The organism is Dermabacter sp. HFH0086, assembly GCF_000413375.1.
GTDB classification, from domain to species: Bacteria; Actinomycetota; Actinomycetes; order Actinomycetales; family Dermabacteraceae; genus Dermabacter; species Dermabacter hominis.
On record NZ_KE340308.1, the window covers coordinates 631,966 to 653,863 of the forward strand.

Genomic DNA, 21,898 nt, shown 5'->3' on the forward strand with positions numbered 1-21,898 from the left:
ACAAATATTCGACGACTAAGGGAAGTCGTCTGGGACCCGTCAGGCTCAGTCCTGCGGGAGCTCGACGTCCTCGAGGCCGAGCTTCGCCACGATCCGTTCGAGATCGTCGAGGTTCGTGAACTCGAGCGTGACTTTACCTTTGCGCTTACCGACATCGATGCGCACCGGTGCCTCAAGCTTCGTCGACAGCTGCGAGGTCAGGGATACAACGCGCGGGTTGTACGAACTACGTCGAGTCACCGTGCGGGTTGCCGACGAGGATTCAACACCATTCGCAATAAGGCGCTCAACAGCGCGAACGCTCAGGCCTTCGCTCACGATGCGCTGGGCAAGCTCCTCCTGAAGCTGGACATCATCGAGGCCCAGAAGCGCGCGGGCGTGTCCCGCAGAAAGCGCGCCGGACTGGAGTCGACGCTGCACGAGGGGAGGAAGGCGAAGCAAGCGCAGGGTATTGGAGATCTGCGGGCGCGAGCGCCCAATGCGATCGGCGAGCTCATCCTGGGTGCAGTTGAAGTCCTCGAGGAGCTGGCCATAGGCGGCTGCCTCTTCCAGGGGATTCAGCTGCGAGCGGTGCAGGTTTTCGAGAAGCGCATCACGAAGAAGATCGTCGTCGGCGGTCGAACGCACGATCGCGGGAATCGACTTGAGACCAGCGCGTTTCGCGGCCCGCCAACGGCGCTCACCCATGACGATCTCAAAGGATTCGCCATCGACGGAGTCGGTAACGGGACGAACAACAATCGGCTGAAGAACACCGACTTCACGGAGCGAATAGGCGAGCTCGTCGAGTTCATCCTCGTCAAAAACAGTTCGCGGGTTGCGGGGATTTTCGCGGATCTCGGCGATCGGCACCTCGACAAACTCGGCGCCCGGCACGGGCACGAGACCGTCGTGGGACGGCTGTGCGGTCGCAGCAGCAACCTGCGCATCTCCTTCCGAGGGCACCTCAACCGGAGCGGTCGCGGAGGTTTTCGATGCGCCCTCGTCACCGGTCTTACGCGCTGCCGCTGCGGGCTTAGCTGCGGCCTTCTTGCCGTTTCGGCGCTTCGAGCGTGCATCGCGTGCCCACGAGTCAGCGAGCTCAAGATCGGCTGCGCGCCGACGCTCGCTCGACTTATCAGTGGATTCAGATTCGGAGCTAAAGAACATGTCGGCGCCGCGTGTGCCGGCTGGCTTCGACGCGGAAGCCTTGGGCTCAGCAGGGGCGGGAGTAGCGTCGGACGCCTTCTTCGAGGGTGAGGAGGACGCGGCAGGCTTGGGCGCAGCAGACTTCGAGGAGGCGCCGGAGCGCTGTGCCGAGGTGGGCGCCTTCGTGCCGGCCGACTTCGCGGAAGGCTCGGGCGTGGGCGTGTCCTTCGCCTCGGGCTTCTCGGTTGCGGCAGGCTCGGAGCTGGGGATCAGTGCACCGATACCCCGACCAAGGCCACGTTTCTTCGCCATGATCTCCTCGTTTCAGTTCTTAGGCTCGGGGCGACGGGAAATCTCGTGCGCAGCGGCGCGGTACGCGAGAGCACCCGTGCTGTTGGGATCGTAATTCAAGACGGTTTGCGCGTAGCTCGGGGCTTCCGAAATGCGCACCGACCGGGGGATGACGGTATCGAGGGTTTGCGTGGGGAAGTGCGCACGCACATCCTCGGCCACCTGGGCCGCGAGGCGGGTGCGGGCGTCATACATCGTGAGCAGGATCGTCGAGACCACAAGGTCAGGGTTGAGGTGCTTGCGGATGAGGTCGATGTTCTTCCACAGCATCGCGATGCCCTCGAGCGCGTAGTACTCGGCCTGGATCGGCATGAACACCTCGCGCGCGGCCACAAGGGCATTAATCGTCAAAAGCCCAAGCGAAGGCGGGCAATCGATGAGAACGTAGTCGAGGCGAGGAAGGCCCTTTTGCTCGCGTTCCTCGAAGTAGTCGGCAAGCGCGTTCTTGAGCCTGGATTCGCGCGCCACCATCGGAACAAGTTCGATCTCGGCACCCGAAAGGTCGATCGTCGCGGGGGCGCACTCGAGGGTGTCCGCTTCGGGAGAGGGGGTCACGATCGCCGAAAGCGGCTCATCCTCGATGAGCACGTCGTAAAGCGAGGCGATTTCGGGATCGTGCGGGATGCCGAGAGCCGTCGAAGCGTTGCCCTGAGGGTCCGAATCGATAACGAGAACATTGAGACCGCCCTTGGCGAGCGCGACCGCAACGTTGACGGCGCTCGACGTTTTACCGACGCCGCCCTTCTGATTCGCGACGGCCATGATGCGGGTGTGTTCTGGCGCGGCGAAGGTCGCCTTCTCGAGGCGCTTGCGAAGCTCCATGTCGTTACGAAGCTGCCGCATGAGCGGTGTTTCATCGAGAGAGTTCTTCTTCTTCTCAGCCACGACGCGGCCCCTTTCGCCCCGATACCTCACGAACGTGTGCTCGTACCACTGTAGTAGGAACCTCCACGGATGGATCTCCGAATTCCTCAACGCGAACATCGCATGCGCCAAGACGGGCGAGGGTCTTTTCTGCCTTCACGACTTCGTCACGCGCGCTCCTGCCCTTCATCACCACGAGCTCGCCGCCGATGCGCACAAGCGGAACGGTCCACTTCGCGAGCTTATCGAGCGCCGCCACGGCACGCGCGGTCACCGCATCGAACTCACGCTCACCATGAAGGTCCTCAGCGCGAGCGCGCACAACCTCGACATTGACGAGATTCAGCTCCTCGACCGCTCGCTCAAGGAAGTCCACACGGCGCTGCATCGTCTCGATGAGGGTCACGTCAATATCCTCGCGGGCAATCGCGATGACGAGCCCCGGAAGGCCGGCACCCGAACCTACATCCGCGAGCGATTCGACGAGGCCCGCGGGCCCGAGGGCACGCACCATGAGGGCGCAATTGATGACGTGCCGCTCCCAAATGCGATCGACTTCGCGGGGCCCAATGAGGCCTTCTTCCGCTCCGCGGGTACGCAGAATCTCCGCGTACTGCTCGGCAAGTGCAAGACGTTCACCGAAGAGGTCGCGAGCGAGAGAGTCGAGGTGTGCGGGAGCGGGAAGCATCAGTCTTCGGGGTAGATCACGACGTGGCGGGTCTTGCCCTCACCGTCGGATTCCGAGTGCAGGCCGTGGCGCTTTGCAACATCGTGCACGACCTTGCGCTCGAACGGGTTCATGGGCCGAAGGGGAACGGGAACCTCGCCGTTCTTGGCCTGTTCGACAGCCTTCTCGGCAAGTTCCTCAAGCTCACTCTTGTGGCTTGCGCGGAAACCACCGATGTCCAGCATGAGGCGCGAGCGCACGCCCGTCTTCGTTTGAACGGCGAGCCGCGTGAGCTCCTGGAGGGCTTCGAGGAGTTCACCCTTCGGCTCGTTGAGGGCGCTCAGCTCGGCGGCGCCGCGGATCTCCACGGATGCGCGATCGCCGTCGACGTCAATGTCGATATCGCCATCGAGATCGGCGATGTCCATGAGTTCTTCGAGGTAGTCGGCGGCGAAGTCGCCCTCCTCTTCGAGGCGCGCGAGGCGCTCGTCGGCGGACGTCTGGGTGTCCACCGCTTCGTTGTCAAAAGTGTCGTTCTCGCTCATCGGGAATCCTTACTTCTTCTTGCGCTTCTTGCCGAGGGCGTTGCTCTGCTTCGAGCCGCCCGCCTTCTGTGCACCGTTTTGAGCGGCCTTCTTGCGGCGCTCTTCGATGGCCTTCGCTCGCTTTTCGCGGGCACGCTGGAGCATTTCTTCATCGCTCAGCTTCCGGCCGTTTTCGTACCGCTTCGGCTGCACGCGGATGCTCTCGGCTTTGGCCGCTTCCATCTCCTGCACGCGCTTGGACTTCTTCGGCGTGAAGTCAAGCGGCTCAAGACCCTGCTTCTCACGCTTCTTGTTGATGCGCTCGTGGCGAGCCTTTTCAGCGGCGGAACCGGGGGTCGGGTTCTTCGAGATCATCCACCACTGCTGGCCGAACGTCCACACGTTGGTCGTGAGCCAGTACCCGAGCACACCGATCGGCATACCGGGACCCGAGATCACGTAGATGAACGGGAGCATATAGAGCATCATCTTCTGCGTGGACGCCATCGGGCCTTCGAGAGCCGACGGCGGCATGTTGCGCATCGTCAGTTCCTTCTGCGTCAGGAACGTCACGAGCACCATGAGTGCGATGATGACGCCCGCGATGATCTTCGCGGACATGTCGCCAGTGAGGAACGAATCGGAGATCGTCGTACCACCGAAGATGCGCGCGTTGTGGGCGCTATCGGCTAGCTCGGGCGTGAGGATGCCGAAGCTCTTGTTGCTCTTTGCGGCCTCCGGCAGCTTGTAGAAAAGCACGCGGAAAAGCGCGAAGAAGATCGGCATCTGAATGAGGACAGGAAGGCACGAGCCCACGGGGTTGGCGTCGTGCTCCTTGTAGACCTGCATCGTCTCGTTGGCCATGGCCTGACGGGACTCGGGGTCGGTCTTGCCCTTGTACTTCTGCTGGATCGCCTTGAGCTCGGGGGCGGCCATTTGCATGCCGCGGGAGCTCTTAATCTGCTTGACGAAAAGCGGGAAGATGATGATGCGGACCACGACCGTGAGAAGCACGATCGACAGCAGCCAGGTCCAACCCGAATCCGGGTCCATGACGAAGGACAGCAGTTTGTGGGCCTGGACCATGATCCAGACGACGACCCACTCGATGGGGTAAAGAATGTTCAACTTCGGCCTTTTCTTCCTGCCGCTCGCATGCGCATGACGGTCATGCGATGAGCGGCGCGAGGTCGGGTGTTCGGGTCAAGCCTAGTGGGTGTGGGCGAACTCGGTACTTTCAGTGTCCCGTTCGGGAGCGGGTTTCGGGTTCGTCCACATGCCGGGTGCGGGGGTTGGGTCGATCCCGCCTCCGCTCAGGGGGTTGCACCGCAGGATCCGCCACGCGGTGAGAAGGAGCCCCTTGAGAGCTCCGTGGCGGCGGATCGAGTCGAGTGCGTATTGCGAGCACACGGGCGTAAACATGCACGCGGCCGGCAGGTACGGGGAAATCCCTCGCTGGTACGCGCGAATGATTCCGACGGTTGCCTTCATCCCCGTGTTCCCTCATGCGTGGCGTTGCGCTTCGCGAGCTTGCCGAGGGCGGAGGTGAGTGCGGAATCGACTTCGCTGACGAGCGTGTCGTGCCCGATGTCGTTGATGCCGGCGCGCGTGCGCACAACGACGGTTGCGTACGCGGGTAGGCGATCGAGGCGGGCTCTCATGATTTCCCGCAGCCTGCGCTTGGTGCGGCTGCGGACGACAGAGTTGCCGACCTTTTTTGACACGACAAATCCCACGCGCGGCTCCTCCTGGATCCTTTTGACCTCCGGTGAGGAAAGGATCGCGAGGTGCACGACCACGTGGGATCGGGCCGCTGACACTCCCTGGCGGGTGGTCAGGCGGAAGTCGTCGTTGTGACGTAGGCGGCTCGCTGCCCGCACGTCACGCCGCGGCTCAGGCCGAGAGGGACGCGCGGCCCTTCGAGCGGCGCGCGTTGATGATGGCGCGGCCCGCGCGGGTGCTCATGCGTGCGCGGAAGCCGTGCTTCTTGGCGCGGCGGCGGTTGTTCGGCTGGAACGTACGCTTGGTCATCTTTTCTCTCCAAATAAATCGGGGCCCTCGTCTCCGGGAAGGAACCGCGTGGCGGCCGGAGGGCCCGGTTAAAGACGGCCCGTGGGGCCAATGGTTTCGGGTGTGTGCGCGAAACCGAACGCGTCGGTTCCGTGAACACAGACTGATCGAGTCTAGAATCGCGCGGCTAGCCGGTCAATGGAACGAGCCTCGATTCAGCGAAGTGTGCCTAGAATCTCATGGTTATCCCCAACGATTTAACAGGGTGTGCGCCTTCTTCCACGTCATTGGGCATAAATGTGGAAAACATGGTGGATAATTATGGACGTCCGCCGCACCCCCGATTCCCACGAGGAGCCCCCGAATGGACGAGACCGCACTCGATCGCGACGCGCTGTGGGCCGAGTGCCAGCAGATCCTGCGCGCCGATGACTCGGTGTCGAATCGCCACCTCGCCTACGTGACCCTCTCCAGTTTGCGAGGATTTCTCGAGGACACGGCCCTCATTGCGGTGCCAAATGCAACGGTCAAGGACCTTTTCGAGATGCGGATCCCCGATCAGCTTCGTTCGTCGCTCTCGCAGGCGATGGGCAAACCCGTGACGTTCGCGGTGACGATCGACCCCACGCTGGGCCTCGACGACGAGCCAGAACCGAGCGCCCCATCGAGCACCGCCCCGGTGGACAACGTTGTGGATAACTCTGTGAATTCATCGGGATCAATCCCCGTCACCCCACGTCACGATGGGGATAACTCTGTGAATGTGGCATCGCCGTGGTCCCAGCAACCGTCGGACCTCACGCCCTATTCCCCCTACACGCCCGCCGAGGGAACCGACCGAGCCGAGGCACCGGCCAGCTCCAGCGACCTCCCCACCTCCTCGTCACTCGGAAACGATTCGCGGCTCAACCCGAAGTACACGTTCGCCACGTTCGTCGTGGGCGCCTCAAACCGCTTCGCTCAGGCTGCCGCCTACGCGGTCGCCGAACAGCCCGCACTCGCCTACAACCCCCTGTTCATCTATGGCGGATCGGGCCTCGGCAAGACCCACCTCCTGCACGCGACAGGTCACTACGCCAAGCAGCTGCACCCAAACATCCAGGTCAGGTACGTAAATTCCGAGGAATTCACGAACGACTTCATCAACTCGGTGCAGTCGGGTCAGTTCGGTAAGGCCCAGGAGTTTCAGCGGCGCTACCGCGACATCGACATTCTCCTGATCGACGACATCCAGTTCCTTCAGCGCGCGCCCGAAACCCTCGAGGCGTTCTTTCACACGTTCAACACCCTGCACAACGCGAACAAGCAGATCGTCATCACCTCGGATCTCCCACCGAAGCTCCTCGGCGGCCTCGAAGATCGCATGCGCTCGCGATTCGAGATGGGCCTCATGACGGACGTGCAACCGCCGGACCTCGAAACCCGCATCGCGATTTTGCGCAAGAAAGTCGCGGCCGAAAACACCGAAGAAGTGCCGCGCGAGGTGCTCGAATACATCGCGGAGAACATCTCCACCAATATTCGGGAGCTCGAGGGTGCGCTCATCCGCGTCCAGGCCCTGCACTCGCTCTCGAAGCAGCCCATGGACGTCGAGCTCGCGCAAAACGTGCTGAAAGACCTGCTCACGCACGATGGCAGCGCTGAAATCACGCCGAACCTCATCATCGCGGAAACGGCGTCGTACTTTGGCTTCGGTGTCGATGAAATCAAGGGCACCGCGCGCACGCGCGCACTGGTCACGGCCCGCCAATGTGCGATGTATCTGTGCCGTGAGCTCACCGAGATGCCGCTCATGGCCATCGGTGACGCGTTCGGCGGGCGCGATCACACGACTGTGATCCATGCCTACAAGAAAGTTTCGACCCTCATGAAAGAGCGTCGCGCCCTGTTTAACCAGGTCACGGAACTTACGGCGCGAGTGAAGGCGAACGCGCAGGAGCAGGGGAGGCGCTGAGGTCCGACGGTTGCGGGCCGCGCAACGCTCCTGGTCAGGCCCACAGTTTCCAGAATTGTGGAAAACTTTGTGGAGAATGTGCACGCACGGCTTGCCTTTTGTGAGTTGACGGCGCGCAAACACTTGCGAAAATGACAGTTATACCCAATGCATCAACAGTTCCTCGTCGATCCTCACACCGAATCCGAAACGTGTAGTTCTCGCTCTGACCTGCAATAATAGTGGTTATCCACAGCGTCAACAGACGTAATTAAGAGGGTTGTTTAAACTTGAGATGCGGGTAATGGGGAAAAGTCGCGTGACAGCGCACGCTCGAGCCTCGACGATGTGGAATCCTTGGGGATGAGAATGACAAGCGTGTAATTTTGACCCGGGCGCGAAGCCAAGAATTTGGCTAAAGTTGGGAAGTACGCGCGAGGGCGCGGCAAGCTTTTTTGTAAAGGAGCCGAGGCGTGAAATTTCATCTTGATCGGGACGTGCTGAGCGATGCCGTTTCGTGGGCAACCCGCACACTCCCGCAGCGCCCCGCAATGCCCATCCTTCAGGGCGTGAGGATCGTTGCCGAAGAAGGTGAACTGAAGTTTTCGACCTTCGACTACGAAGTCAGTGCCCATATTTCAGTCGAAGCTGACATCGACGAACCAGGTGAGGTACTCGTCCAGGGCAAGATGCTCAACGACATTGTGCGGGCGCTGCCCCACAAAACCGTGTCCGTCACGCACGAGGGCCCCAAGGTCGAAATCCTGTGTGGTTCCTCGCGGTTCTCACTCGCGACGCTCCCCGTTGCGGAATACCCCGTGCTTCCGGAGATGCCACCCGTAGTGGGCACCGTCGACTCGGGAACGTTCGCGCGGGCCATCTCGCAGGTGTCAATCGCCGCGAGCAAAGACGACGTCGTTCCCCTGCTCACCGGCGTTAAGGTCACGATCGACGGCGAAAAAGTCATGATGGCCGCGACCGACCGCTACCGCCTCGCCGTGCGCGAGTTCACGTGGAACCCCGCGAGCCCCTCGAGCGAACTGAGTGCCCTCGTGCGATCACGAACCCTTACCGAGGTGGCGCGATCGCTCAGCGGCGGCAACGTCGAGATTGCGCTCAATGAAGGCGAGACGGCAAACCTTATCGGTTTCGAATCCTCTGGCCGCCGCACGACCTCGACCCTCGTCGACGGCGATTACCCGCCCGTGCTGCGCCTGTTCCCGGACGTCACGCCGTACACCGTGAGTGTCGCGACAGCGCCCCTGATCGAGGCCGTCAAGCGCGTGAGCCTTGTCGCCGAGCGCAACACCCCTGTTCGCCTCACCTTCAGCGAGGGGCAGGTTGCCCTCGAAGCGGGCGACGGCGACGACGCACAGGCGAGCGAAGTCCTCGAAGCACAGGTCGATGGCGGCGACTTGGTCGTCGGCTACAACTCGGGCTTCCTCCTCGATGGCCTCGGCGCACTCGGCACCGATTTCACGCACTTCTCGCTTCCCGATTCGGTCAAGCCAACCGTGCTGCGTGGCCAGGAGTCGCTCGAAGCGGCGCCGGAGGAGCACTACCGCTACCTCCTCATGCCCATGCGCATCTGAGTTCCTGATTCTCGATGCACCTCAAGGCGCTCGAACTCCTCAACTACCGCTCCTACGCACACACCCTCCTTCGCTTCACGCCCGGGATCACCGTGTTTGTGGGTGCGAACGGCCAGGGCAAAACGAACATCGTCGAGGCCCTCTGGTACCTCGCGACCCTCTCTTCGCACCGAGTCGCCCATGACGCGGCCCTCGTGCGGCGAGGCGAGAAGACCGCAATCATCCGCGCGATGTGCGAACGCTCCGGCCGCGACGTGCGCATCGACATGCAGATCGCCCCCGGCCGCCCCAACGAAGTGCGCCTACATTCGCAACCACTCGCACGCGCCCGCGAGGTCCTCGGGCAGGTTCGCGCCGTGATGTTCTCTCCCGAAGATCTCGCCCTCGTCAAGGGCGAGCCCGAAGGTCGCCGGCGCTTCCTCGACGAGATCCTCTTCGAAATCGCCCCGCGCTTTGCGAGCATCAAATCGGATTACGACAAGGTTCTGCGCCAGCGCAACCACCTTCTGAAACAGATGCGGGCGATGAACAGGGGGCGAGGCGGCACACACGGGCCCTCCGACATTGGCGGCATGGACCCGCGCGAAGCCGCCGAATCGACCCTCGCCGTTTGGGATGAGCAGCTCGCGCGTCGCGGAGCTGAACTCATGCGCGCGCGCCTCCACCTCGTGAATCGCTTGCGACCCCACGTTGGATACTCCTACCTGCGGGTTTCAAGCGATGAAGGCGCCGACCCTAACCTCGGTCTCGGCCCCGACGGCCGCGGCGCCGTCACGAGCCCCGCGAACATCCGCTACACCTCGACCATTCTCGAGGGTGACCTCGCCGCCGCGAGCGACGCCGAAACGACGCGCGACGAACCTCCGCTGCCGAGCCTCCAGCAGCTCCACGACGCCCTCCTCGCCCACATCGCCGAACGCCGCGACGACGAAATCGAGCGAGGCGTAAGCCTCGTGGGCCCCCACCGCGACGACCTCGAGATCCGCCTCAGTGACTTCCCCGCCAAGGGGTACGCGAGCCACGGCGAATCATGGTCGCTCGCCCTCGCTCTCCGACTCGGCTCCTACGACCTCCTCACGATCGAAGAAGGCGACCTCGGCGACGGCGAACCGATCCTCATCCTTGACGATGTCTTCAGTGAACTCGATGCCCACCGCCGCGAACGCCTCGGGCGCATCATCAAAGGCGCCGCGCAAGTGCTCATCACAACCGCCAACGACGCCGACATCCCCCGTTCCATCGGCGACGACGTGCACGTCATTGACGTGGTCAAGGGTTCCGCCACCGCGCGTGACGACGGACCTCGAGGGGCGAGTAGTCAGGGGGCCACGTGGTGAACGGCGATAACCGTGCATCCCTCAACCCCTACGCGCTCGGGACGTGGCAACGCCGCCCCGAGCAGGGCTACCCCGAGCAGGGTCGCCCGGAGCCGGGACACCCTGACGAGCAGACCGGTCGCCCAGTTCCGTTAGGCGTCGCGGCGAGCAACGGCAGTGAAGCGCGGCCGCACCATGAGAAACGTGGGATCCCGGAGGGCGAGGAAAGCGTCGGAACGGAGCTGAGCGAGGAACTCGCGCCCGACCCCGATGCGAGGCCCCGAGACTTCGCGCGCCCCGAAGAGCTCGGCCGGCGCGCCCTCAACCAGGCTCGCGCCGCCGCCAAAAAGCACGGATACCGGCCGCGTGCGAGTAGGCTGACGCGCCCCAAGGGCGATCCGCGCGGCGAGAGATCGCAGGGAGCGGGGTATTCGGGGGCGCGGCCCGATCCGCGCGATCCTCAGCGCCTGAACACCGTGCTCGAAAAGATGCTCGTGAACCTCGGGTGGGATCGGGGCCTGAGTGCGGGGCGTGTGCTAGCCGAATGGGACGACATCGTGGGGCCCGCTATCGCGCAGCATTGCCACATCGAAAGTTTCGAGGAGGGCGTGCTCGTCGTGAGCACGGATTCCTCCGCGTGGGCGGCGCAGCTTCGAATGCTCGGCCCGCAGATCATTACGCGAATCCACGAACGGGTGGGTGCGCAGGTCGTGAGCGAAATCAAGGTTGCTGGACCGAGTACGCAATCGTGGAAAAAGGGGCGCCGCACGGTGACGTGGCGCGGTCCGCGCGATACCTACGGGTAGTGCAGCCGCGGTGAAAGTGGTGAAAAATCGCCCCCTCACGTAGGTAGATGGCGCTTTTTGGCTCTTTTTCACCACTTTCGTGATCGGGGTGGTGATGTGTGAAGTGGGTGAGGGGCAAGTGAGGCGGAGCGGGGGAAATTAGGGAAGGGTTAGGGGGTGTAGGGGAGTGGTAAGGGAGGGGGTGAAGGCTGGTGAGGAGGGAGGAGTCAGGGGTGGTGCTGGCGGTGCTGGGGTGTGTGAGGCGCAAAGAAGGGCCGAAGCCACCCGGCTCCGGCCCTCCTTTTTACGGGGCACCTATGAGATCAGGCCCGACGCCTGCGAGCGATCATCGCGCCACCCGCCGCAAGGAGCGAGAATGCCACACCTGCAACGGCGAGGCTTTCCGCGCCCGTGCGCGGGAGCGGGCCGCGCGCCCGCGAGGGAGCAGAGGGCTTCGAGTGATCGGCATCGTCGTCCGAATCGTTGATCGGAATCGTCTCGCCGCCATCGGAATCATCAGCGGAATCATCAGTTTCTCCGTCAGCATCCCCATCAGCGGAAGCCCCGTCGTTCGGCTCGTCCACGAGAGTGCCCGAGTCACCGGAAGGCTGCGCCACCTCATCGTCGGCGGGAAGATCAACCGCGGGAGCAGCCGAGGTGCTCACGTCCCAGTTCTTCGCAAAGAAGTTCGCCGGGTCGATCGTCTTGTTCTTGGTCGCCCATTCGATCATGAGATCGCGGATCGCCACCTGCTCGTCATAGACAACCTCGGCCTCCTTGACGGCCGGGTAACCCGAGCCGCCCGACTGTCGATAGTTGTTGAGCGCGAGGATGAACTCGTCGTTATCTTTCACGGGGGTGCCGTCGGGCCACGTGAGGTTCTCGATGCGCTCTCCAACGGGCTTGGAGATGTTGATGTGGTAGCTCACGCCCGAGAGCACGTCGTAGGAGTAGTCGGGAATGCCGCGGGTCATGCCGTCGTACTGGGCGTTCGTGACGGTCGACCAATCGTCGATCTTCGCGCCCTCCTCCTGCTGCTTGTAGTAGCGAGCCGAGTGCTCGAGATATTCCTTGAGCTGAGTGCCATTCATCTTCACGCCCAAGAGGGTGTTGTCGTAGATGTAGAGCGAAGCCATATCGGCGATCGTGACATCGCCCTTCTTGAACACGGCCTCGCGTGAGAACGGCGAGGCTTCAGCAACGATCGGCAGGCCTTCGTTCTTTGTGCCCTTCATCGCGCGCTTGATCTCTTCGGTCTGCACGTAGTTGATGAAGTCGAGGATCGCGGTGTCTTCCCAGGCCGAAGTGGCGGCGGGCATGTCCTCGGTGGCCTTGGCGACGACCGTCTCGACCCATTTCTTGGTCTTCTCGTGCCAATCGGAAATGAGCTTTTCAATCTCCGGATCGGCCGCGTAATCCGCGGCCTTGACGGCTTCGGCGCTCGGCTTCTCCTTCTCGTTCCAGTCGACAACAACCTTGTCATTGTCGAGGCTCAGTGGGATCGTCACGTTCGAAAGGAAACGCCCGTGGTAGCCAGGCTGCGTGAAGAGAACCTCGTGACCGTCCTTGTTGGTGTAGTAGTTCTGCACCTGATCGGTCTGGTGCGAGTGGCCGCCGATCACGACGTCGACGCCGGAGGTGTTCTCGGCGATCGAGCGCGCGGCATTCTCCTGGAGGTCAGCGGCCTTCCACTCGTAGCCCTCCGGGTCGAGGCCGGTGTGGGCGAGAACGACGACGACATCCGCGCCCTTCTCCTTGACCTCGGGAACGTACTTCTGGACGGCCTCGACCTGGTCGCCGAAGTTAAGGGACTCAACCTTCTTGCCGTCCCAGCCGGGGATGCCGGGCGTGACGACGCCGATCACGGCGATCTTCACGTCGTGGCCATCGGCAGTCTTCTTGTTCACGAAGGTGTAGGGCTCGAGGTAGGGCTTGCCGGTCTTTTTATCGGTGACGTTAGCGCCGAGGAGCGGGAAGTCGAGAGCGCCCTTGTAGTCCTGGAGTTCGTCGAGGCCGTAGTTGAACTCGTGGTTGCCCACAACGCCGGCGTCGTACTCGAGGTAGTTGTAGATCGTCGCGATCGGGTCAACGTCACCCTTGGCGTGGTCGCGCTTGTAGACCGTCTCGAGGGAGGACCCCTGGTTCGCGTCGCCGTTGTCGAGGAGAGCAACAGCGCTCTCGCCCTTGTCCTTGCGGATCTCCGTGATCGCGGTTGCGAGGTGGTCCATGCCGCGAAGGTTCTTCGGGTCCTCTGGCGTGCCGAAAGGCTTGCCCGTGAAGTAGTTGTAGTTCAGCGCCGTGCCGTGGGTGTCGGTCGTCGCAAGAATCGTGATGTCTTTGATGTCGGTTCGGTCGCCGTCGGCCGCGAACGCGGGGGCGCCCGCGGTCAAAAGGAGTAGGCCTGTGAGCGCAGCTGCCGTTGCTTTGCGCATGGGATCTCCTGGAGAGGGTGGGGGGACAATAACGGGCTTTTCAGAATTTAAGCGCAGAAAGTTACGGGTGGGTGAATGGCGGAGCACGGCATGGAGTCGTTTTGGCAGGGCCGGAGGGTTCCGACGGATGACCAGGCCTTTCGTTTTTTCCGTGTCATTTTTTGAGCAACCGGCCACTTAAGTCCCGCAATGTGTCTAGGCTTCTGTGATAACTGAGTCACAGAGCCGCTTCTCGTTCTTCCCTTGGCCCCGGCCCGGCGCGTTGCAGATCCCGGTGTTCTCGGTTTGATTCCTCGCAGTTTTATTCAAAGGAGAACACTGTGTCCCCAGGCTTTATGCGCAAAGTTCTTGCCGCGTTGTCGGTGAGTGCTGTCGCCGCGGGTTTTGCCGTCCCGGCAGCGCTCGCTGCACCTACCGATGACCACGAATCAGCGTCGGCGATCTCGCAGATTCAGCGCGCGGCGATTCAGAAACAGCGTGAGAAGCGGGGCACCCGCCCCGTGTCTAACGAACGCGTGCGCGTCGTCGTCATGCTGAAGGAGCAGCCGTCGGCCCCGAGCGAATCCGGCGAGAAGAGCCGCCTTTCGAACCAGGCAAAGTTGCTTGAGTCGTGGAAGGCGAAGTACGGCCTGAAGGTGGATCGACAGTTCGGGTATCTCGTCAATGGCTTCAGCGCCGAAATGCCCGAGGGCAAGATCCAAAACCTCGCGACCGAGAAGCAGGTCGCCTCGGTGCGCCGCGAGCGCGTGTACTACCAGAGCGAGTACTCGGCGCGTGAGCTCCAGGGTGTTGCCCAGGCGTACAAGGACTTCGGCGTTGACGGCGAGGGCACGGTGATCTCGATCATCGACTCGGGTGTGTACGCCCAGCACCCGGATATGCGCCTTGACGACGGTGTCTTCAAGAACGCAAAGATCACGAGCATCAACCCCGAAGCGGCCGGCAAGTTCAATGAGAAGGTGCCGACGGGCTACAACTACGCGGACGACAACTTCGAGGTCATGGACCTCACCGATTCGCAGCACGGCCAGCACGTCGCGGGTATTACCGCGGCGAATGGCTCCGAGGGGGACACCCCTGACTTTGCCTCGACGGGCCGTATCGATGGCGCAGCACCCAATGCGCAGTTGCTTGCGATGAAGGTCTTTTCGAACGACCCGAAGAAGTCCTCGGGGGCGAATGATGGCGACATCATCGCCGCGATCGAGGACTCGGTGAAGCTCAAGGCCGATGTCATCAATATGTCTCTTGGCAGCCCGAACGGTGTCCCGGATCTTTCCGACGGCGCCTATGAGGCCATGAAGAAGGCCCGCGAAGAGGGTGTGATCACGCTCGTGGCCGCCGGTAATGAGGGGCAGAACTTCTCGCTCGAAGGTGGGCCGGACGACGTGCTTGGTCGCCTCGATGACGGTACGGCGGGCAGCCCCTCGACGAATGATTCCGCGTTCTCGATCGCCTCGGTGAATAACTCGACGCTGAGTGTTCCGCTTGTTTATTTCGAGGCGAACGGCGAGCGCACCGATATCGGCTACCTCGAGGGCGTGGGTGAGCCTGACGCGAAGCCTCACCCGTATCAGTACGTGGGTCTCGGCCGCCCGGAGGACTACAAGGACGGCATCGACCTCAAGGGCAAGTACGCGCTCATTTCGCGCGGCGAGATTTCGTTCGCGGAAAAGTTCCAGTACGCCCTTGACCACGGCGCGGAAGGCGTCATGGTGTTCAACAGCGATGGCGAAGAGGGGTACCGCGGCATGGCGGGCATCGACAAGTTCAAGACCTTCGGTGCGGCCCTCACGAACGAGCAGGGCCACCAGCTGATCGACGCCCTTAAAGCAGACCCGAACGCGACGGTCACCTTCACGGACCAGATCAAGCAGGATCCGGCTCCCGACGGTCTCGAGCCGAGTTCGTTTACCTCGTGGGGAACCCCGAACGACCTGTCATTCAAGCCGCAGCTCGCGGGTATCGGCGGCAACGTGTACTCGACCGTCGGCGAAAACGAGTACGAGAACATGAGCGGCACGTCGATGGCGACCCCGAATGTCGCGGGCCTCAGCGCGCTTCTCACGCAGAAGTTCGAGGAGCGCTTCCCGGACATCACGGGCAAGGAACGCGTTGAGCTCATCGAAACGTCACTCATGAACACCGCGAAGATCCTCGAAAACGAGGACGGCACCCCGTACCTCCCTCGCCAGATCGGTGCGGGTCTCGCGGAGGTCGATCGCGCGCTCGCAACTGACGTCACCGCTACCGTCGACGGCGAGGCAGCCGTCGCACTGAAGCAGATCAACGGGCCGACGACCTTCACGGTCACGCTCACGAACCGCGGCGATCAGGACCGCACGTTCAGCATCCCCGCACAAAAGGTGCTCGGGGAAACGAATGAGGCGGGAAAGCCCACTCTTGCCACGGTCTCGAATGAGAGCCTGGCGGCGTCGGCCTCGAACGTGACCGTGCCCGCGGGCGGAACCGCCACGGTGCAGTTCACCCTCACCCCGCACACCGCTGCGGGTAATCACTTCATCGAGGGCTGGGCCCAGTTCAAGGGCGAGAATGGCGCGCTTGACATTGCCGTTCCCTACCTCGGTTTCGTGGGTGACTGGAATGAGGAGAACATCATCCAGGAGCCGGGCAAGCCGTGGATCGAGGATGGCCCCGCCGACAACACGAACCTCGTGGGTTCCCTCGGTGAGGCCACAACCCAGCTCAACAACCCCGATGAGAAGCCGCTCGCGCTCTCCCCGAACGGCGACGGCGTTCTCGACACGGTGACCCCGGGCATGCTGCTCATGCGTAACGCGGATGAGGTCGAATACGAGATTCTCGACGCGAACGGCAAGGTTATCGCGAGCCTCGGCAAGGATGAGATGCTGCGACGCATGATCGGCTCGAAGGTGCCGACCGCGTTCGACGGCGACCTCACGTTCATGGGCCGTTCGTTCGACGGCACGCTGTGGGATAAGTCGACGGGTAAGCAAACGCCCTTTGCCGACGGCTCCTATACGTTCCGCCTCAAGGCACGCATCGCCGAGGGTTACGAGCCGCAGATCACGGACCTGCCGTTCACGGTGGACACCGCGGCACCCACGATCGACATTCTCGACAAGGAGCCGGGCCGCGTGCATTTCACGGCCGTCGATAATCAGGGCGGCACGGGCATCCTCGACGATCCGATCGTGCTCGACGCGAGCGGGGAGCAGCTTACGGTCGAAAAGCAGGCCGACGGCAGCTTCGTCGCCACGTTCGATCCGGCAACCCCGTACGTCACGGTGGGCGCCGTCGATCGCGGCTTCAACGAGGCCTCCACTATCGTCACGTTCAGCGATGCGCCTTTGTTCGTCAACGTGAACGGGCACAGCATCCCCGAGGGGGAGAGCGCGTACGTGGGTAAGGATTCCGACGGTGCCCTCGAAGTGTCGGGCGTTGTCCAGGGCGAGGTTTCCCGCGTCACCGTGAATGGTGAGGACGCGAAGATTACCGATGGCACGTTCGAGTACGTCGATAAGGCCTACAAGGGCCCGAACCCGTACACGCTCGAGGTCATCGCCTACGACGCTTCCGGCAAGGAGGTCGCACGGCGCACGATCACGGTCGAGCAGGACGCGCAAGCGCCCACCATCACGATCGACAAGAGCGCGCTCAACGACAATGGCAAGCTCGTTGTGGGCGAGGACGGCAGCTTCACGCTCTCCGGCACGATTACCGATGAGCGCGAGAATGCCAACCTGAAGGCGTGGATCTTCAACGAACCTGTCGAGGTCAAGCCGGATGGCACCTTCACGTACACCGAGAAGGTCGATCCGAGTGTTCCCGTCGTGACCGTGGTGGCGAGCGATGGCGCCACTGAGGGCACCCTCGATGTCGAGATCGAGGGCCGCGAGGCGCCCGCCCCCGAGGAGAAGCCCGAGGACAACGGCTTTGCTCGCCCGACCTACGACATCGAGACGTGCAATGCGGAAGAGAACTGGTGCGATATCAGCTCGAAGAGCGAGGGCGTAAGTGAGGATGGAAAGACTCTCCACCTCACCGGCAAGATCCAGGATCCCGTGAGCTCGATCGAATTCATCCCGACGTCGCGTGCGAAGGACGGCACGATCACGAGGAACGAGCCGATTGCCGCAACGATCGAGGGCGACACGTTCAGCGTTGACCTCCCGATCGACGTGGGAATCATCGATTTCCACCAGATCGTGAAGGACGACAAGGGTGAGGAGCAGTTCAGTGGCTCGTTCCGCCTATGGGTGGATATCAAGCCGCCGAGCCTCCACTTCACGGAGCCTGGCCTCGTGGGCGGCACGCTCTACACGAACACCGATGACGTCACCTTCAAGGGATCGATCAGCGATGACGGTTGGGGTCACTACCTTGCGATCAACAACGAGTACCTGACCGACTTCGTGCGGCACAACCACCCCGGTGAGGAGGTTAATCGCCAGGAGTTCGAGCACCTCGTCACCGTCCGCGACGGCGACAAGCTCCTCGTGTACTCGAACGACTCGATGGGCAATGAACTCGTTGCGATCATTCCCGTCGTTGTCGACAAAGAGGCTCCCACCGTTGGCATCGACACCGTCAAGGACATGGAGGTGATCCGCGACCAGCGCGAGCTCGAAGCGTGGGGCGAGGATCCAAACCTCGCCAACGTCGCGGTGAGCCTCAACGGGAAGGAGATCTACAACGAGGACACCGAGCTGACGAGCAAGGCCGCAACGATCGACGGCGTGCTCGCGCCGCCCGAGACGACCGACGGCGATAATGCTGGCGAGGTCGCCCCGAACAGCGTGAATGCTGAAGAGGCGGCTTCCGATGCAGGCGATAGGAGCGTGCCTGAGCCGACGACCGTCGTGGATGGCACCGAGACAAGCACCGCGCAAACCCGGCTCGGCACGAGAATCAAGACGGCCGATCTTCCGGTTGGTTTCTACACGGCAAGCGTGAAGGCGACGGATCTTGCCGGCAACGTCACGACGCACACCACGACGTTTATCGTCGACGACGATGCCGTGATCGAAGGACCCGACACGGTGGCCTTCGAGGTCGAGCACGGTGCGCTCGCTGACCAGGCAGCCGCCGCGAAGACGGTGCTCAGCCACTTCACGGTGACCGACGACGGCTCGGCGTTCAAGGACGGCGACACGACTCTCGCGCTCGCTCCCGGCACGGTTCTCGTGCCAGGCGAGCAGAAGGTCACGCTCGTCGCGACGGATGCCGACGGCCGCTCGGTTGTGCGAGTCGTGACGGTGACCATTACCGAGAAGCAGAAGGCGCCCGAGCCCAGCACTCCGGAGAACCCGGCGAACCCGGGCGATGACGCTCCCGAGCGCCCCGCGAACCCGGATACCGATGGCGGGAGGAACCCCGGTAAGCCGCCCGTGAAGGGTGGCAGCGAGGGTTCTCAGGCCCCGGGTAAGCCCGACGGTTCCTCGGCCGAAGGTCCGTCGAGGATTCCGTCGAAGGATGCCTCCTCTCATCGCGGTTCGCATATGCCGCGCACGGGTGCGGAGATCGCGGCTACCGCGGGTGTTGCGGCGCTCATCGTGCTCGGTGGCGTGGTGGCCGTCGTTGTTGCTCGCCGCAGAGGCGGCAAGTAGGGAGCAGCGAATGGAGAACAGGGCTGTGATGGTGTAAGGCCCTGATGTGGCTCGGAAACGGGCCGAGAAATGGTGGGGTGCTGGAGGCCGGCAAGCGTCGGACTCCGCACCCCACCTTTTTCCCTTTGAATTGCATAGGGGTTGTGGGGGTTATTCCGCCCCGCCCCTTTGGATTGCATAGGGGTTGTGGGGGTTATTTCGGTCTGGCCCGGTCCGCTCCGCCCCGTCCTGCTCCGGTCCGCCCCGGCCCACTCCGCACCGCCGGGTGGTTCAAACCCCCGTTAGCCCTATGCAATTCGAAGTTGTCGGTCGCCCAAACCCCCACAACCCCTATGCAATTCAAGGGGGGAGGGGTTGTGCCGCCCGACACACGCCACCTCGATCTGTACGCATGAACGCACTTTCACCGATGCTGTGCGGTAAAATTTGAGGGTTGAGAGTGGTCGAGACTCGCTCAGCGGCCCGCAAACGGCCCTGAGAGGCCACGGGCCCCCACGGTGGGCCTGGTCCCCTACACAGGGGTCGTCGTGGTTTACGGGCCCTCGATCCTCACACCCGGGCTCAACCGACCCGGCGTTGACCATCAAGGAGATTCCTTCGTGAGCGAAGCCCAGGAAAACGCACCGCATTACGACGCCTCGGACATCACCGTCCTCGAAGGCCTCGAGGCGGTTCGTAAACGCCCAGGCATGTACATCGGTTCGACTGGCGAGCGCGGCCTGCACCACCTCGTGTACGAAATCGTCGACAACTCGGTTGATGAGGCGCTCGCGGGCTACGCGAGTGAGATCACCGTGGACGTCCTCGAGGACGGCGGCGTGCGCGTGATCGACGATGGTCGCGGTATTCCCGTGGCGATGCACCCCACCGAGAAGAAGCCCGCCGTTGAGCTCGTGCTGACGGTGCTCCACGCGGGCGGCAAGTTCGGTGGCGGCGGCTACGCGGTCTCGGGCGGTCTGCACGGCGTGGGCTCGTCCGTCGTGAACGCGCTTTCGAAGCGCCTCGAGGTCGAAATTAAGCGTGACGGTTACGTGTGGCGCCAGCAGTACACGCACGGCGTGCCGAACGCCCCGCTCGAAAAGGGTGAGGAAACCACCGAGACCGGCACGAGCGTGACGTTCTGGGCCGACGGTGACATTTTCGAGACCACCGAGTACGAGTTCGAGACGCTGCGTAAGCGTTTCCAGCAGATGGCCTTCCTCAACAAGGGCCTCAAGATCACGCTCACCGATCACCGCCCGGTCGAGGATCCCGTTGACGATGATCTTCCCGATCTCGACAATCTCGACCAGGATGTCGACGAAAACGATGGCATCAACGATGCGGCGCGCCCCACCGAGGCTGGCGCCGACACCGCGGAGAAGCCCAAGACGAAGTCCGTGACGTTCCTGTACGAGCAGGGCCTTGAGGATTTCGTCAAGTACATCAACAAGCAGAAGCGTGCCGAGGTGATCCACCCGGAGATCATCAGCTTCGAGAGCGAAGACACCGACCACATGATCTCCGTGGAGATCGCGATGCAGTGGACCTCCGCGTATTCGGAATCGGTGCACACGTACGCGAACACGATTAACACGCACGAGGGTGGCACGCACGAAGAAGGCTTCCGCAGCGCGCTCACCGGCGTGATCAACCGCTACGCGCGAGCGAACAACCTCATGAAGGAAAAGGACGCGAACCTCACGGGCGAAGACATCCGCGAGGGCCTCACGGCCGTTGTGTCCGTCAAGCTCGGCGAGCCTCAGTTCGAGGGCCAGACGAAGACCAAGCTCGGTAACACGATCGCGCGCACGTTCGTGTCGAAGGTGATGACCGACAAGCTCGCGGACTGGGCGTCGGCCCACCCGAATGAGATGAAGACGATCGTCACGAAGGCGCAGTCGGCGGCCGCGGCCCGCGAGGCAGCCCGCAAGGCGCGCGATGCGACCCGCCGCAAGTCGCCGCTTGAAACGGGCGGGATGCCCGGCAAGCTTCGCGACTGCTCGAGCCGCAACCCCGCGATCAGCGAAATCTTTATCGTCGAGGGTGACTCGGCAGGCGGTTCGGCGGTTTCGGGCCGCGACCCGAAGACCCAGGCGATCCTCCCGATCCGCGGCAAGATCCTTAATGTCGAAAAGGCGCGGCTTGATCGCGCTCTCGACAACGCGGAGGTGCGTTCGCTCATTACGGCGTTCGGCACGGGCATTGGTGAGGATTTCGATCCCACGAAGCTGCGCTACCACAAGATCATCCTCATGGCGGATGCCGACGTTGACGGCCAGCACATTTGCACGCTTCTGCTCACGCTGCTGTTCCGGTACATGCGCCCGCTCATCGAGCTCGGGCACGTCTTCATCGCGATGCCGCCGCTGTACCGCCTCAAGTGGACGAACGCGCCACACGAGTACGTGTTCAGCGATGCGGAGCGCGACCGCAAGCTCGAAGAGGGCCGCGCGGCCGGTAAGCGCATCCCGAAGGACAACGGCATCCAGCGCTACAAGGGTCTCGGCGAGATGGACTGGCGCGAGCTGCAAACCACCACGATGGACCGGGACCTTCGCACCCTCAAGCAGGTGACGATGGACGAGGCCGCCGACGCCGACGCGGTGTTCAGCGTGCTTATGGGTGACGACGTCGATGCGCGTCGCCGGTTCATTCAGGAAAACGCGAAGGACGTGCGCTTCCTCGATATCTAAACCGGTGCCCCGAGGGGTAAGCAGCGGTTA

15 protein-coding genes are annotated in these 21,898 nt (G+C 62.8%); 6 read left to right on the forward strand and 9 right to left on the reverse strand.

What is annotated here, in order from left to right; all coding sequences use genetic code 11:
* Positions 1-45: 45 nt before the first annotated feature.
* The 8 genes from HMPREF1484_RS11150 to rpmH form a co-directional block, all read right to left on the reverse strand.
* A complete protein-coding gene (locus tag HMPREF1484_RS11150; protein WP_016663518.1) occupies positions 46-1,440 on the reverse strand; it encodes a ParB/RepB/Spo0J family partition protein in 1,395 nt (464 codons plus the stop codon).
* A 12-nt stretch (positions 1,441-1,452) separates the two neighbouring features.
* Complete coding sequence (locus HMPREF1484_RS02860; protein WP_051120681.1) at positions 1,453-2,322, reverse strand: ParA family protein; 870 nt, start codon at positions 2,320-2,322, stop codon at positions 1,453-1,455.
* A 34-nt stretch (positions 2,323-2,356) separates the two neighbouring features.
* Positions 2,357-3,031: a 16S rRNA (guanine(527)-N(7))-methyltransferase RsmG gene (rsmG, locus tag HMPREF1484_RS02865; protein ID WP_016663520.1), complete on the reverse strand. Its 675-nt coding sequence runs from the start codon at positions 3,029-3,031 to the stop codon at positions 2,357-2,359.
* On the reverse strand, positions 3,031-3,555 hold the full coding sequence (locus HMPREF1484_RS02870) for a R3H domain-containing nucleic acid-binding protein (protein ID WP_016663521.1): 525 nt from the start codon (positions 3,553-3,555) through the stop codon (positions 3,031-3,033). Before HMPREF1484_RS02870 ends, rsmG begins: the two co-directional genes overlap by 1 nt.
* Positions 3,556-3,564: 9 nt before the next feature.
* Positions 3,565-4,662 (reverse strand): membrane protein insertase YidC, encoded by a 1,098-nt coding sequence (gene yidC, locus HMPREF1484_RS02875; protein ID WP_016663522.1) that lies wholly within the window; start codon positions 4,660-4,662, stop codon positions 3,565-3,567.
* 81 nt (positions 4,663-4,743) lie between these two features.
* On the reverse strand, positions 4,744-5,025 hold the full coding sequence (gene yidD, locus HMPREF1484_RS02880; RefSeq protein WP_016663523.1) for a membrane protein insertion efficiency factor YidD: 282 nt from the start codon (positions 5,023-5,025) through the stop codon (positions 4,744-4,746).
* Positions 5,022-5,414 carry a ribonuclease P protein component gene (gene rnpA, locus HMPREF1484_RS02885; protein ID WP_016663524.1) on the reverse strand — a complete coding sequence of 131 codons (393 nt, stop codon included), beginning with the start codon at positions 5,412-5,414 and terminating at the stop codon, positions 5,022-5,024. The genes yidD and rnpA overlap by 4 nt, the downstream gene beginning before the upstream one ends.
* 13 nt (positions 5,415-5,427) lie before the next feature.
* The gene (rpmH, locus tag HMPREF1484_RS02890; protein WP_016663525.1) at positions 5,428-5,565 is read right to left on the reverse strand and encodes a 50S ribosomal protein L34; all 138 of its coding nucleotides are present in this window, start codon (positions 5,563-5,565) and stop codon (positions 5,428-5,430) included.
* A gap of 343 nt (positions 5,566-5,908) precedes the next feature.
* On the opposite strand from rpmH, the gene dnaA reads away from it, so the two are divergent.
* The 4 genes from dnaA to HMPREF1484_RS02910 all read left to right on the forward strand — a co-directional run bounded on the left by dnaA (position 5,909) and on the right by HMPREF1484_RS02910 (position 11,191).
* Positions 5,909-7,498, forward strand: coding sequence for a chromosomal replication initiator protein DnaA (dnaA, locus tag HMPREF1484_RS02895; protein ID WP_016663526.1), 1,590 nt, complete (start codon positions 5,909-5,911; stop codon positions 7,496-7,498).
* Positions 7,499-7,950: 452 nt separating this feature from the next.
* On the forward strand, positions 7,951-9,069 hold the full coding sequence (gene dnaN / locus HMPREF1484_RS02900) for a DNA polymerase III subunit beta (protein ID WP_016663527.1): 1,119 nt from the start codon (positions 7,951-7,953) through the stop codon (positions 9,067-9,069).
* Positions 9,070-9,083: 14 nt separating this feature from the next.
* Positions 9,084-10,406, forward strand: coding sequence for a DNA replication/repair protein RecF (recF, locus tag HMPREF1484_RS02905; protein WP_016663528.1), 1,323 nt, complete (start codon positions 9,084-9,086; stop codon positions 10,404-10,406).
* Positions 10,403-11,191 carry a DUF721 domain-containing protein gene (locus HMPREF1484_RS02910; RefSeq protein ID WP_232049683.1) on the forward strand — a complete coding sequence of 263 codons (789 nt, stop codon included), beginning with the start codon at positions 10,403-10,405 and terminating at the stop codon, positions 11,189-11,191. The genes recF and HMPREF1484_RS02910 overlap by 4 nt, the downstream gene beginning before the upstream one ends.
* 302 nt (positions 11,192-11,493) lie before the next feature.
* On the opposite strand, the gene HMPREF1484_RS02915 is transcribed toward HMPREF1484_RS02910, so the two are convergent.
* Positions 11,494-13,602, reverse strand: a complete 2,109-nt coding sequence (locus HMPREF1484_RS02915) for a bifunctional UDP-sugar hydrolase/5'-nucleotidase (RefSeq protein ID WP_016663530.1) — start codon at positions 13,600-13,602, stop codon at positions 11,494-11,496.
* A gap of 320 nt (positions 13,603-13,922) precedes the next feature.
* On the opposite strand from HMPREF1484_RS02915, the gene HMPREF1484_RS02920 reads away from it, so the two are divergent.
* The gene (locus tag HMPREF1484_RS02920) at positions 13,923-19,193 is read left to right on the forward strand and encodes a S8 family serine peptidase (RefSeq protein WP_016663532.1); all 5,271 of its coding nucleotides are present in this window, start codon (positions 13,923-13,925) and stop codon (positions 19,191-19,193) included.
* 599 nt (positions 19,194-19,792) lie between these two features.
* Positions 19,793-21,868, forward strand: coding sequence for a DNA topoisomerase (ATP-hydrolyzing) subunit B (gene gyrB / locus HMPREF1484_RS02925; RefSeq protein ID WP_016663533.1), 2,076 nt, complete (start codon positions 19,793-19,795; stop codon positions 21,866-21,868).
* Positions 21,869-21,898: the final 30 nt, after the last annotated feature.